At 64.5% G+C, this 13,923-nt stretch carries 14 protein-coding genes; 11 read left to right on the top strand and 3 right to left on the bottom strand.

Features of this window, described 5'->3' with window-relative positions; all coding sequences use genetic code 11:
- The 3 genes from CH305_RS28795 to CH305_RS25315 form a co-directional block, all read left to right on the top strand.
- Window positions 1-145: carboxyl transferase domain-containing protein (locus CH305_RS28795; protein ID WP_143545329.1), on the top strand; the 145-nt coding region annotated here is incomplete at its 5' end.
- 23 nt (window positions 146-168) lie between these two features.
- Window positions 169-438 carry an acyl-CoA carboxylase epsilon subunit gene (locus tag CH305_RS25310; RefSeq protein WP_249304945.1) on the top strand — a complete coding sequence of 90 codons (270 nt, stop codon included), beginning with the start codon at window positions 169-171 and terminating at the stop codon, window positions 436-438.
- Between the two features lie 32 nt (window positions 439-470).
- Entirely contained in the window at window positions 471-1,103 is a 633-nt protein-coding gene (locus CH305_RS25315; RefSeq protein WP_032404819.1) for a nucleoside triphosphate pyrophosphatase, read from the top strand.
- An 11-nt stretch (window positions 1,104-1,114) separates the two neighbouring features.
- On the opposite strand, the gene CH305_RS25320 is transcribed toward CH305_RS25315, so the two are convergent.
- Together CH305_RS25320 and CH305_RS25325 are read right to left on the bottom strand one after the other, a co-directional pair.
- A complete protein-coding gene (locus CH305_RS25320) occupies window positions 1,115-1,558 on the bottom strand; it encodes a flavodoxin domain-containing protein (protein WP_032376881.1) in 444 nt (147 codons plus the stop codon).
- Between the two features lie 114 nt (window positions 1,559-1,672).
- Window positions 1,673-3,040: a hypothetical protein gene (locus tag CH305_RS25325; RefSeq protein ID WP_094705356.1), complete on the bottom strand. Its 1,368-nt coding sequence runs from the start codon at window positions 3,038-3,040 to the stop codon at window positions 1,673-1,675.
- A 141-nt stretch (window positions 3,041-3,181) separates the two neighbouring features.
- On the opposite strand from CH305_RS25325, the gene CH305_RS25330 reads away from it, so the two are divergent.
- The gene (locus tag CH305_RS25330; protein WP_094705358.1) at window positions 3,182-4,459 is read left to right on the top strand and encodes a glycosyltransferase; all 1,278 of its coding nucleotides are present in this window, start codon (window positions 3,182-3,184) and stop codon (window positions 4,457-4,459) included.
- A 5-nt stretch (window positions 4,460-4,464) separates the two neighbouring features.
- Here the strand turns inward: CH305_RS25330 and CH305_RS25335 are convergent, their stop codons facing one another.
- Window positions 4,465-5,625 (bottom strand): hypothetical protein, encoded by a 1,161-nt coding sequence (locus CH305_RS25335; protein WP_143545330.1) that lies wholly within the window; start codon window positions 5,623-5,625, stop codon window positions 4,465-4,467.
- 742 nt (window positions 5,626-6,367) lie between these two features.
- Between CH305_RS25335 and CH305_RS25340 the strand changes: the two genes are divergently transcribed.
- The 7 genes from CH305_RS25340 to CH305_RS25370 form a co-directional block, all read left to right on the top strand.
- Window positions 6,368-7,816: a condensation domain-containing protein gene (locus CH305_RS25340; protein WP_094705362.1), complete on the top strand. Its 1,449-nt coding sequence runs from the start codon at window positions 6,368-6,370 to the stop codon at window positions 7,814-7,816.
- Window positions 7,817-7,862: 46 nt separating this feature from the next.
- Complete coding sequence (locus CH305_RS25345; protein WP_094607998.1) at window positions 7,863-9,320, top strand: condensation domain-containing protein; 1,458 nt, start codon at window positions 7,863-7,865, stop codon at window positions 9,318-9,320.
- The gene (locus tag CH305_RS25350) at window positions 9,298-10,671 is read left to right on the top strand and encodes a condensation domain-containing protein (RefSeq protein WP_179278404.1); all 1,374 of its coding nucleotides are present in this window, start codon (window positions 9,298-9,300) and stop codon (window positions 10,669-10,671) included. Before CH305_RS25345 ends, CH305_RS25350 begins: the two co-directional genes overlap by 23 nt.
- 122 nt (window positions 10,672-10,793) lie before the next feature.
- On the top strand, window positions 10,794-11,690 hold the full coding sequence (locus CH305_RS25355) for a sulfurtransferase (protein WP_094705364.1): 897 nt from the start codon (window positions 10,794-10,796) through the stop codon (window positions 11,688-11,690).
- Window positions 11,687-12,100 carry a SufE family protein gene (locus CH305_RS25360; protein ID WP_032404102.1) on the top strand — a complete coding sequence of 138 codons (414 nt, stop codon included), beginning with the start codon at window positions 11,687-11,689 and terminating at the stop codon, window positions 12,098-12,100. The genes CH305_RS25355 and CH305_RS25360 overlap by 4 nt, the downstream gene beginning before the upstream one ends.
- Window positions 12,101-12,222: 122 nt before the next feature.
- On the top strand, window positions 12,223-13,692 hold the full coding sequence (locus CH305_RS25365) for a condensation domain-containing protein (protein ID WP_032404816.1): 1,470 nt from the start codon (window positions 12,223-12,225) through the stop codon (window positions 13,690-13,692).
- A gap of 110 nt (window positions 13,693-13,802) precedes the next feature.
- Window positions 13,803-13,923 (top strand): biotin carboxylase N-terminal domain-containing protein (locus tag CH305_RS25370; protein WP_141215757.1); only part of this gene is annotated, 121 nt, incomplete at its 3' end.

The following is a 13,923-nucleotide window of genomic DNA, read 5'->3' on the forward strand; positions in this document are numbered from 1 at the left end:
CCCGTACGTCGCTGCCGAGCGTGGGTACCTCGATGCCGTCATTCCACCCAGTCATACCCGCGGTCAGATCGTGACCGCGCTGCGTCTGCTCGAACGCAAACAAGTCACCCTGCCGCCGAAGAAGCACGGAAACATCCCACTATGAGCGGCGAAGCGAATCATGACGCAGTGAGCGCGAATGATGACGCAACGAGCGGCGAGGTCGTGGTGGCGGAGGATGCCTCCGCCACGTCTCCGGAAGTTCGCGTGGTGAAGGGCAATCCGAGCGACGAGGAACTCGCCGCGCTGGTGGCTGTTCTGACGGCTGCCCAGGGTGGACCTGCATCGGTGGGCGACTCTCGGCCTCCGGAGCTGTGGGGATCACCGACGCTCCTTCACCGAGGTTTCGCGCCTCAGTCGGCGTACTCGTACGCAGCCTCGGGTCGCTACTCGCGGTGACTGTGCCACCCGCGGAGGACGATCGGCGTCCGATACGTCTGGTCCTGGCGTCGGCTTCCCCTGCCCGCCTGTCGGTGCTGCGCGGAGCCGGCGTCGAACCGATCGTCCAGGTATCGGGTGTGGACGAGGATGCGCTCGCCGAGGCTCTCGGGCCCTCTGCGTCTCCGGAAACAGTGGTGACCGAGTTGGCCAGAGCCAAGGCAGCCGCAGTGGCCGAGACATTCACGGACTCGACAGACGATCTGGTGATCGTGGGCTGCGATTCGATGCTGTCGATCGGCGGCGAGCTACACGGTAAGCCGCATTCGGTGGAGGTGGCGCGGGAACGATGGCAGTCGATGGCGGGGAACAGCGGTGAGCTGCTGACCGGCCATGCGGTGCTTCGAGTGACGGCCGGCGTAGTCGTGGCGCAGGCTGCAGCGCACAGTTCGACCGTCGTGCATTTCGCGACGCCGTCGTCGGTGGACCTCGAGGCCTACCTCGCGTCCGGTGAGCCGCTTCTGGTTGCTGGGGCCTTCACGCTGGACGGGCTCGGCGGTTGGTTCGTGGACCGCATCGAGGGCGACCCGTCCTCCGTGATCGGGATAGGCCTACCGCTGGTGCGAACCCTGTTGAACCGGGTGGGGACGTCCTTGGCCGAGCTGTGGGGTCGAGCCTCGTCCTAGCCGTGTCGGTGTCAGGGCAGAAGGTCGATCAGTTCGCGAGCCCACTCCTCGGCCATGGTCTTGGGCTTGATGTTGGACGAGCTGTCGTGCCGAGCGTGGCTGCCGATCTGCTTTCCACCGAGTTCGGTGAGCTTCTCTGCAATGATCTCGCCGCCGCGGTTGAACGTGTCCTCGTAGACCCGGTCACCCAGTCCGAACACTGCGAACTGAAGCCCCGCGAGGTCGGGAGCATCTTCGACGAGTGCATCGAAGAACGGCTCTGCACCGGTGGGGAGCTCGCCGTCGCCGTAGGTGGAGCAGATGATCACGTGGACGTCGTCCGTGTCGATGTCCGACACCTCGTACTCGAGCATGTCGCGTACCTCGGCGTCATGATCGCTCAGAACGTCCGCAATCTTGTCGGCGACCTCCTCGGCCGTACCGGTCTCGGACCCGAACAACACGACCACTGCCATGGATCGCTCCCCTTTCTCACACCTGCTCGAACACTCGAACAGTCGGCAAGCATAGCGGCATCGGGGATCCGGTCGAAAATCCGTGTGCCCCCACATTTGTGATGTGTCTCGAGGTCACCAGAATTCGGGCGTCAGACCCCAACTGTCGTATTCCGCCTCGACGAGCTCACGCAGGTGTTCCTTGCTGGGGAATCTGTCCGGATCGAGCCCGGTCACGCACAGAGTCGCGCGGTCGCCCGATTCGTTCCACCATGCGCTGACGCCGCCTCCGGTGCGCCGGAGCAGCGCCACATCCGTGTTCTGTGTGATCGACCTCATTGCCACCGCGGTGGCGTCGACACCTCCGATGGTGCGCAGCGCGACGCCTCTGCTGCCGAGATTCGAGCACAGACACAGCGGTGCCGATCCCGATGCGGCAAGTTTGGCCACGATCGCGTCGGGCAGCAGTTGCATCAGGGGTTTGAGCAGCTCGAAGGTCGTCGTGACAGTTCGGTCGGCCTGGGCCTGGAATGCCTGTTTGCTCGATGCTCGGATCGGCCCGAGATCGTCGCGGTACGCCCCTCCCGCGTCGACGTGGATCGAGACGCCGGATGTTGCGTTGGCTCGCCGATCTCCCGCCCTCCTGGTGCTGACCGGGAGAGCGACGCGAACCCGCTCCTCCGTGGTGATTCGTCCACTGCGGGTCAAGATGCCGAGTACGACAGCGACCAGCAGACTGTTGGAGCTGCCACCTTTGCCGGCTGCGGCAGCAGACCAGTCCGCGGACATGCAGTCGACGACGACGGTGCTCGGCACCCACGCGCCCTCCGCAGGTGCCACCCTCACGCGCGGGCGGTCCGTGGAGGCAGAGTCGGTCGATGCCGAGCCGGAGCCCGTGGTCCGTGCTCGCACCGCCTCGACCGCGGCACCGCCGAGAGCTCGTGCCGCACCCGAGAGCGCCGCACCGATCCGTCCGACACCGTCGACGATGTCGGCACCGGAGCGAGCCGACACGGAGTCGGAATCGTCGAGTCCGACTCGCTCGAAATCGTCGGGAACCGCGCGTCCGGACAGCGCGGACGCGGCGGCCGAGGTCAGAGCACCTCCGTCGCCGACGACGTGGGAGCCCACCAACGACACGATCGTGCCGCCACCTTCGACCGCTGTGGCGGACAACCGCCACGCCGGTCCCTCGATCGGGTCCAACCTCACGGCGGCCTCGTCCTCGATCCACCGGTCGACTGCCGCACGGTCGATCGGTGATGCGACGACGATGGGATCGGCAGGTCTGCGGGCCGCGGTCCAACTGTCACGTGCTCCCGGGACTCGTGCCCGCCGAACGGATCGATCGATAGGGCCGGCGGCGAGCAGGTGCCACATCGCTTCGAGTGCGTCGACCGAGACCGGGCGGTCGAATCGCCAGACGATCTGGTTGACCACGGGTACCCCGAGAACGCATTCCATGCGGAGGAAGAGGTCGTCGTCGTACGTCAGTCGTTCCACCACGAGAGCCTATCGCTGTGGGCGTACGCACGCAGGTGGGCCGCAATTGTGTTTCCCGCCATATGTTTTCCGTATCGAATCGAAGCAGACGGTACTGATAGGTTGTCTCCGATCCGAAGTCGACGTGCTGCGAAGGACCGTATGAAGTTCGTGATGCCCTTCAACGGGAGCCGCGGTGACGTGACACCCGGTGTGGCGCTCGGTGTGGAACTTGCGCATCGCGGGCACGAAGTGGTGCTCGGCGCACCCCCCAATCTGCTGGACTTCGCGCGCTCGAATACGGCTGGGTCCGAACGTGTGCACGTGGTCTCGTTCGGCCCGGACACCCATCGCCTGTTGGAGTCGGAGCTCATTCGGGTGCGAATCAAGTCGGCGAACCCGCGGACCCGAATGACGGCACTGGCGGAGTTGGCCAATCACGGTTGGGACCAGATGACGGCCGAGCTCGCACAGATGGCGGAGGGCAGCGACGCGATCGTCACCGGCTCACTGGGGCAGGAAATGGCCTTCAACATGGCAGAGGCGACCGGCAATGCCTTTGTGGCTCTGCACTATTGCCCGCTCCGACGTAACGGAGTGGTCCCGGTGATTCCGGGGGTCACCCTGCCGCCCACTGTCAACCGATCGATGTGGGCGCTGGCCGAGGCGCTGCGGTGGAAGTCGATGAAGACTCGCGAGAACACCCAGAGAAGAAACCTGGGATTGGCAACCACCAGCGATTCGTTACCCAGACGATCCGAGCGGTACGGCGGCGTCGAGATTCAGGCGTACGAGTCGGCACTCTTTCCCGGGCTGGCCGAGCAGTGGGGGCCACTGCGTCCGTTCGTCGGATTTCTCGGGCTGAGCACCGGGCGGCAGGAGACCGATCCCGCACTCGAGCGATGGCTGCAAGCGGGTCCCGCGCCGGTGTACTTCGGATTCGGCAGCATGCCGGTTCCCGACCCCGCAGCACTGTTGCGCATGATCGACAACGTGACCGGACAGCTGGGTCTGCGGGCCTTGATCTGTGCCGGCTGGAGCGATCTCACCGGTGCCGAATCGATTGCGGCTCGGGCGAATCCGAACATCATGATCGTCGAATCGGTCGATCATGCGAGTGTGTTTCCGCGGTGTCGTGCAGCCGTTCACCATGGTGGCGCAGGCACGACGGCCGCGAGCGCGCGCGCAGGCCTGCCGACGCTCGTGTGCTGGTTCAGCGCCGACCAGCCGTTCTGGGGAGCTGCGCTTCGCCGAATCGGGGCCGGGGCCAGTACGAAGTTCTCGACGTTGTCCGAACCCGTTCTGCTACAAGGAATTACCGACATCACCACCGATGCGGCCAGGAATGCGGCACGGGAGCTCGCAGATACCGTGGCACCGACCGAAGCAGCCGTGGCGGCCGCGGCCGACATCGCCGAGGCCACTGCGCGCGATCACTGACGCACTCACCAGAAGTGCGCGGACAATCCCCATCGAGTCAACGCATCGGCCACGTGGTCGGTCAGCGCTCGGTCATCGGGGAATCGATCCGGGTCCATGGCGTGAACGGTCAGGGTGACGGTGGCGTCCGTCTCGCACACCCAGGCCGTGAGTCCACCGTCCAGCGATCGAGCGAACTCCGCGTCGGCACCGAAGAAAGTCGCTCTGCCGGACACCGCACGAGCACGAACACCTGCCACCGTGCTGAAGTCGTCGGGCAACACACCCAGGTTGGATGCCAACCCTTCGGCACCGTCCCGAGGCTGCGGAACGCGGGCAACCACGGCGTCGGGCAGCATCTGAACGAGAGCCTGCGAGATTCCGGCGGGAGCGTCACCGGCCGCCTGCGTGGCGGCGAACGCGGTGAACGCCGCTTTGCTGATCGACCGGATGCGCGACAGGTCGAGAGCGGTGGCGTCGGTGACAGGGACCTCGATCTTGACGATCTTGGTTGCGTTGGAACGGATATCGTCGGCGGCGCGATCGCTGACGGGAAGTGACCACTGCACGGTGTCTCCGACCGAGGCGCGTCCGGCGTTCCCGGACGCGGCCGTCAGAACCGCAATGAACAGCGAGTTCGACGTGCCGCCCCATCTTTTTGCCACCGCATTCCACGTCGCGGCGTCCACCTCGGCAACCACGTGAGGCGATGTCCACGCCGAGTCCGCGGCCGGCTCGGTCGCAACATCGGAGCGCCTCGGTCTCACCCGGGGGGATGCCGGTGCCGGAACGGATCGGGTGGGGATCGGTAGGGCTGATACCGCGGAATTCAGCAGCCAGCCGGCGGCGGACCGAAGTTGCTCCACCGCGTCCTTCACGTCCGCGCCGATCGCTGCCAGTCCGCGCTCGGGTGGAGCCAGCTGCGGGTGCTCGCCCCGGACGTTCGCGGAACGGGAATTTGCAGACCGGAACGCGGCGACCAATGCACCGCCGTCGGCGACCATGTGCGAGGCAGTCAACGACAGAACCGTCCCACCCTTCGCAAGCGGGGCAGCCGCCAGCCGCCAGCCGAGGCCTGTCTCGGGGTCGATATCCGAACCGAGGCAGCCGTCTGCCCAAGCCAGCACCTCCGTCGACTCGATGGACTCGGGATGAAAATCGAGTGCGTGAGAAACAGAGGAGTTCACCCAACGTTCACGAGCAGTGGGCACCGAAGGCGTACACACGCGGCGCGCAAGCAAACCGTCGGACAGGTTGTCGCGTAGTTTTTCCAGGTCTTCCCGCCGGACCGATTCGTCGAACCACCAAAGAAACTGGTTATAGACGGGATATCCGATGCCGTGGTGCATTCGCAAGAATAGGTGATCGGCAAATCCAATTCGAGTCACGCGCCGAACCTACTACATCCACGCATCGAAGTAGCGGTGTGAATTCGCCCGCGAAATGCATTCGCATTCGGCAATGGATCCGTCGACAATCGCCGCGCTGTGTCTCGCGCCATGTTCGCGCTCTGAGGTGGCGCGGGTCGCGTGTCACCCGGAAATCAATACCGATCGGGCGGTTATTGTGACTCGTCATCATGGCGAAGTGCAAATACAGTGAATAGGTCGTACGATACGACAACCGAGCACAACCACCGCAGGTGAGCGACGACCGGCGGTCAAGAGCTTCGGTAGTGAGAAGTATTACTTCTACGCGTCGCGAAATAGTTCCACGTAGCCCCTATCGTGACTTCTTGACTCACTTCGGATCGACAGCAATGACGTTGTTCTTTCAATGCGGAAAGCAGCAATCCGATAAACGACGAGTCGAATACACGGTCACACGACACCTTGCTTTACATACTCGGCTCGACCGTAATCGAAGCCTTGCTGATACCGAACTGACGCCGAACACCGCCGGCCAGGCCCGGAATGGAAGAGGACTCACATGGAATACACCGAACTCGCCGACTATCCGCTTCCCGCCGGACGACTGACCGAGTGGGTCCCACGCGTCGACGACGACCGGTGGGCACCGGATTCCCGCGGGCTGTCGTTCACTCATCAGGACCATTGCGAGCGCAGCGCACCGGGATCGTGGATCGGGACCGTGTTCGAGATTCATCGCCGCTACGACGTCGAAGCAGTGCGAGCGACCATCGTTGCGTACATGGGACGACACGAGGCCTTCCGGACCAAGGTCAGTCGTGAAGAGGAGTCCGGATCGTGGCAGCGCTACACCGCGCCGACGGATGCTGTGCGGGTCATCGATCGAGCGCACACCGAGCCACGAACCGAAACACAGGTCTTCAGCCATCTGCACTCCTGGTTCGGCGAGACGGTATCGCCGACGGCATGGCCGCACTTCGTACTGGCGACGATCGAACCCGACGATGCCTCGCGTGCTCTCTCGAACGGGCCCGGGGAGTCGTTCCTGCTCGCATTTGCTGCGGACCACTCGGTGATGGATGCCTACAGCCAGATCTACGCCATCAACGAGATCGACCGGCTGTACGCGCAGGCGCTGGAGGGCACCGATCCGGAACTGCCCGAGGTGGGCAGTTATGTGGACTTCAGTCAGTCCGAGCGCGAGCTGGGCGACAGCCTGACCAGGGACCACAGTGCCGTCCGCACGTGGCAGGACTTCCTGGCCGTGGAAAACGGACGCTTTCCAGGCTTCCCGCTTCCCGTGGCGGTCGAACGGGCGTCCACGACCGACGGTCCTGCCGCTCAGAGCAGCATCTCTTCGTGGCTGCTGACCGCGGATCAGTCGGACGCCGTGAATGCCGCGTGCCGCGCCGCCGGGTACAACATGCAGGCCGGGATACTCGCGGCTTTGGCGTTGACGAACGCGCGCCTGTCCGGCCGCACGTCGCTGCGCACCGTGATGCCGATGCACACGCGAGACGAGCAGAAATGGGCGGCGTCGGTCGGCTGGTACGTCGGGATCCTGCCGATGGAGATCCAACTCGACAGCGCGCGCACCTTCGGCGAGGCGCTCGAGGCCGCGGCAGCGGCGGGCTCGGCGAACAAGGGGCTCGCACGCATGCCTTACTCCAAGATCGCCCAGATTCTCGAGTCGACGGAGATTCCCCGATTCGTCGTCTCGTACATCGACCTGAGGTTTCTTCCGGACGCTGCCCAGTGGCAGGCTCGCAAGGGTCGCGCCTTGCGGAGCAACTGCCACGCGGACGACGAGGTCTACTTCTGGGTCAACCGGACGCTCGAAGGACTGAACATCTCGGCGCGGTTCCCCAGCTCGGATGTTGCGTCCACCAATGTTCATCGCTTCATCACCGAGTTCGTGGCGGTATTGACTGCGGTGATCGATTCCGACGCCGGTACCGATACGGTGCTCACGTCGGTCTCGCAGTCGGTGACCGTCGCCGCGGAGTGAGACACTCGACCGGCCCGCGGCTCGTATCGCAAAGGACGAAGCAACGATGATCATCACCGCCATGGGCAGCTGGAATCCTGCGCCGGGCCGTCTGCTCGAGTGGCATCCGACACCGGCTGCCCAGGCGAGAGCCGCAACGGCACCGGTCGATGCGACTCCGCCCTCGTTCCTGCAGGAAGACCATCTGAAGGCGGCATGGGCAGCGCGGCAGCGCAGTGATGTTCATACCGCGTACACCGGGGTGGCCACCGAGATCGACGGCGACGTGGACACCGCTGCGATGAGCCGAGCCCTTGCGACCTACGTTCTGCGGCACGAGGGCCTTCGCTGCTGGTTCGAGGTGGAGAGCACCGGTGTCGTACGCCACCTCGCGGAACCCGAGGTCGCCGAATTCGAGGTCCTGGACGCCGGCGAGTCGACGGACGACGATGAGTTTCAACGCTATGTGCGGCAGCGCTTCGGGGCCGAGGCAACTGCAGATGTCTGGCCCGGATTCGTCCTCGGCGTCGTGTCGAGGCCGGGGAGCTTCACGTTGTACTACGGCGCGGACCACGCGTTCACCGATGGCGGTTCGCAGGCGTTGGTCATCAGCGAACTCGCCGATCTGTACGCGCTCGAGATCGGCGACCCGGCACCGAAGCCGGCAGACGCAGGCAGCCACCTCGCCTACGCCGCAGAGGAGCGAGCGCGAGCCGCGACATACGGGCCCGACTCCCCCGAAATCTCCGCCTGGCGAGATATTTTCACCCGGCACGACGGCTTGATGCCACGATTCCCACTCGATCTGGGACTCGCACCAGGGGAACGAGCCCCGGTCCGTATCGTCGAACGCCATCTGTTGGACGCAGGCGCGACGGCGGCGTTCGACGCCGCATGCAAGTCCGCTGGGGCCCGGATGAGCAGCGGCATATTCGCCGCCGTCGCGATCACCGATTTCGAGCTGGCAGGCACTGCAGAGTATTTCGGGATCACCGTGCTGAGTACCCGCCACCACGGCGACTACGGACAGTCTCAGGGTTGGTTCGTCAATTTCGCGCCGGTCGCGTTCGAGGTGGCGGGCAACGGAAAATTCTCCGATGTCGCGCCACTGGCTCACTCGGGTTTCGAGCAGGCCAAGCAGATCGCTGAGGCACCCGTGCACGCCGTACTGGGTGCACTCGCCGCAGACGGGACCTTGGGCAGCGAGCTCGCCGTCAGCCCGAACATGCTCTCCTACATCGACTTTCGCTGGTTTCCTGGAGTCGGACGGGACGCGGACACGCGAGCGAAGCATTTCACCGGAGAAGGCTCCACATCGAACGCATCGATGTGGATCAACCGAGACGAAGAGCACCTGTACCTGGTAGCGCAGACCCCCGATACCGATACCGCTGCCGCATCGGTACAGCGTTATCACTCGCATTTGGCGAACGTGCTCGAAACCATTGCACGCGAAGGTGATTACACGCTCTCGCTCGACCATCTCGTTCAGGAGCCGGCCGGTGCAGGTCACCTCGATCACTGAGTACGCCCCTCGGGCAGGTGCCCTGGTCGAATTCTCTGCACACGTCGTCGGCGATCCGGAGCCGTCGTCGATTCCGCCGTCGTTCAACCAGCGGTTTCACCTGGGCGACCTCGGCGAGGCCGAACGCGTATGGATCGCCGGAGCGTTCGACGTGCCGGGCAGCCTCGATGTCGAGGCACTCGGGTGGGCCTTCGGGTACCTGATCGACCGACACGACACGCTGCGCAGCTCCTTCGTTTCCACGACAACAGGTATCGAACGGATGCTCTACGGGCCGGGTGCGATCGAGATGGAACTCACCGCCCGATCCGCCTTCCACTCGACACCCACGCTCCGAGACCACCTCCGGACCTCACTCGAACTGCACTGCGATGCAAGGCGATTCCCGTCGTACACCTGTTTCGGAATCGATCGACCCGACACCTCCACGGTGTTGTGCGCATTCGACCACGTCAACGTCGACGCCATGTCGATAGCGGTCGTCGTCGACGAGATCCACGCCCTGTACGACGCCTACCGCCGCTGCCCCTCCAACCCGAAGGTCGATCTACCTCCCGTCGGTGGTTTCGTCGAGTACTGCCGCATCGAAGCCACCGAGCCACTCGTGAACCCCGCGGACGAACGCATGGCGGCGTGGTCGAACTTTCTTCTCGAGTGCGGCGGCACAACGCCGAGGTTCCCGTTCGATCTCGGAGTGGCAGAGGGTGAAACAGCCGTGCAGGCCACGACGGTGAACACACTGCTCGACGCCTCGCAGGCTCTCGACTTCGAGCACCTCTGCGCCCGATCCGGTGCCGGAATGTTCGCAGGAGTCGTCGCGGCGATCGCGCAGGCCGTTGTCTGCATCGGTGGGCCGAATCAGGTGCCCTTCCTGTTCCCCCTGCACACCCGACACCGTCCGCAGTTCTCACGTGCACTCGGGTGGTTCACCACCAACGCCCCGATGACCGTGCCCGTCCGAGCCGACCTACCCGACACGATCCGCGCCGCTCACAGCGCGTTTCGCTCGGCTCTCCCGCTCAGTACCGTTCCGATCCCGCAGGTTCTGGCCAACCTCGGGGACGCATTCACGCTGACGCGGCAGGACGTGTTCATGGTGTCGTACATCGACTACACCAGAGCCGAGGGACCCGAACGGTTCGACGAGTCCAATGCACATCACATCAGCAACGCGACCGTGTCCGACGATGCCCAGTTCTGGATCTCCCGCACACGATCGGGTCTGGCATTGCGATCGCGCTTCCCCGATACCGCGGTGGCACGCGCGGTGATGACCGCGTTCGTCGACGAACTCGTCACTCTGATGCGTGCGTGCACGGCGAACGCAGACATCGGTGCGCTGACGACCTGACCGCACTCCGATCCGCAGGCTCCACTGGCACCTCTCGGCGGCGATACCGCATAGGATCGATGGTGCAGACCGCTCACCCCCGGGCGGGCCGCCAGACGAATATCTTCCGTAGGAGCCGATACGTGCCTGTACCAACCGATTCCAACGCAACGTACGCCGACTATGCGCATCCGGATCGACTCGTATCGAACGAATGGCTCTCCGCTCATCTCGGTACCCCGGGCCTTCGCGTCGTCGAATCCGACGAGGACGTGTTGCTCTACGACGTCGGCCACATCCCCGGTGCGGTCAAGATCGACTGGCATCTGGACCTCAACGACCCGGTCACCCGCGACTACATCGACGGCGAGCAGTTCGCGAAACTGATGAGCCGCAAGGGCATTTCGCGAGACGACACCATCGTCGTCTACGGCGACAAGAGCAACTGGTGGGCCGCATACGCGCTGTGGGTGTTCACGCTGTTCGGTCACCAGGACGTGCGTTTGCTCGACGGTGGGCGCGACGCCTGGCTGTCCGAGAACCGTGACACCACTCTCGACGTGCCCGAGTACCCGGCAACGGACTACCCCGTGATCGAACGCAACGACGCGCCCATTCGCGCGTTCGCGTCCGACTTACTCGGCTCACTCGGTACCGTTCCGCTGATCGACGTGCGCTCCCCCGCCGAGTACACCGGAGAACGCACGCACATGCCCGATTACCCGGAAGAAGGCGCACTGCGCGGCGGGCACATTCCCACCGCCGTCAGCATTCCCTGGGCCAAGGCGGCCGCACCGGATGGACGCTTCCGCTCCCGCAAGGAATTGGACGAGATCTACGCCGGTACCTCCGCAACCGACGACGTGATCGCGTACTGCCGCATCGGTGAGAGGTCGAGCCACACCTGGTTCGTTCTGACCCATCTGCTGGGTTACGACTCGGTCCGCAACTACGACGGCTCGTGGACCGAATGGGGCAACGCCGTTCGAGTTCCGATCGCCAAGGGCGAGGAGCCCGGATCGGCACCGGCCACTCGATGAGCGCGCTTCCGGAATCACTCGCCGAGATAGTCGAGGACTTCGCCGCAGTGGAGGGACAGGACAAACTACAGCTGCTGCTGGAGTTCAGTCGAGAACTTCCTCCCCTGCCGGAGCACCTGGCTCAGGATGCGATGGAGCCGGTGCCGGAGTGCCAGTCGCCGCTGTTCCTGTCGGTCGATGCCGGCGACCCGTCCCGGATTCGTCTGTACTTCAGCGCCCCGCCCGAAGCCCCGACCACCCGCGGCTTCGCCTCGATCCTCGCTCAGGGACTCGACGGTCTCAGCGCGCAGCAGATTCTCGATGTACCGGACGACTTCTACTCGGCTCTCGGCCTGAGTGACGCGGTCAGCCCGTTGCGCCTGCGCGGGATGTCAGCGATGTTGGCTCGAATCAAGCGGCACCTGCGCTGACTGCGCACGTCGCTGTCGTCTTGATCGATACATCACGTGATCGGTAGACTCGTCGTACGAGCGTCGATGCTCTATTCACCCTCACCCCTGATGTGGTCGAACGAAGGCTGGTTGCTGCCGACATGGAGTTCACGGAGTTAGCGGACTACGCGGTTCCCGCAGGCACGCTCACCGAGTGGATACCCAGCGTCGGCCCGCAGGCCCGCACTCCTGAAGCCGCAGGGTGGCGTCCGGACACTCGACCGACGTCCTACGTCCACGAGGCGCACCTTCGTACGAGTCTGAGCAGTCCCCGTCGCGGAAGAGAATCGTGGCTCGGTGCGGCCTTCGAGGTCGCAGGCCCACTGAACAAACCGGCATTCCGACAAGCGGTTCTCAACTGGATCGACCGGCACGAAGCCATGCGGTCGAGTGCGTCGATCGACGAGACGACGGGCGAGATGTCGCGGGTGACCGCCGCCGAGGGAGCCATCGACATCTGGCAGGTGGAGCAGGAGCGGTGCAGCCAGTCGAGTGAGGTCTTCGAGCACCTGCAATATCTGTTCGACGAGTTCACCTCACCGCTGATCTGGCCCGCGTACGCCTTCGTCACTCTCGAACCGCTCGACGACACGCGTCCGATCACCGTGTTCTTCGCGGCCGATCATTCGATCATCGACGGTCTGTCCACGGTCCTGGTCGCGCACGAGATCGCTGCCCTGTACGGAGAGGCACTGGGTGGCCCGGCTGCCGCTCTGTTCGAGGCCGGCAGTTACCTCGATTTCGGTTCCTCCGAACGTGAGCGTCACGCCGAACTCGAGCATTCTCACGATGCGGTGAGAATGTGGCGCGACTTCCTGGTCGACGGCGATGGCGAATTACCTGCGTTTCCGCTCGACATCGGCGATCCGAGCCCGGAGGACGTGCCGCAAGGCGGTCTGTCGGCGTGGGTGCTCGACGCCGAGCAGGCCGACTCGTTCTCGACGGCCTGCCGCAAAACAGGACACAGCCTGTTCGCCGGACTGCTCGCGGTCCTGGCCATCACCGGTGCCGAGCTGGGCGGCGGTACTCGCTTCCGCACGGTTACTCCGGTGCACACCCGCGACGAACCTCAGTGGGCATCCGCGCTGGGATGGTTCGTCGGACTGTGCCCCATCTCCTTCGACATCGACGGTGACGATTCGTTCGGTTCGGTGATCGCAGCCGCCTCGGCGGAGGTGAAAAAGACCAAACCGATCGCCCGCGTTCCTCTCGATCGGGTGTTCACCACTCTCGGATACTCCGCCCGCCCACGTTTCGTCGTCTCGTTCATGGACGTGCGGTTTGCGCCTGCCGCCGAGCACTGGCCGGACTGGAATGCCCGTGCGCTGCGCAGCAAGCAGTACCAACACGACGTGTACGTGTGGATCAACCGCACGCCGCAGGGGATCAACATCGCCGCTCGGTACCCCAACACCGAACAGGCGACGGCACGGGTTCACGAGTACGTCGGCGCACTGCGCAGGCTGCTGACCGAAGTTGCGGACACCGGTACCGCACGAATCCAGGGCACCGCCCCCGAGCCGTTCCATGACGGCAACATCGACAGCGGTCGGATCGCTACCAGTCAGTAGCCCCTGTCCACTCGGCGTGGCGATGCAGTCCGATTGCAGCGACGACGGGGCCGGTGCTTAGACTCCGACGTGACGTTCGCAACGAAAAAAATACATCCGTAGGAGGCTCAGTGCCCAGCCATGCCAGTGCTCAGATCACCAAGGTTCTTGTTGCCAATCGTGGTGAGATCGCGGTGCGGGTGATCCGGGCGGCTGCTGATGCCGGGTTGGCCAGTGTCGCTGTCTACGCCG

Origin of the sequence: Rhodococcus sp. 15-649-2-2 (assembly GCF_002258645.1) — a bacterium.
In the GTDB taxonomy this organism is placed as follows: domain Bacteria; phylum Actinomycetota; class Actinomycetes; order Mycobacteriales; family Mycobacteriaceae; genus Rhodococcoides.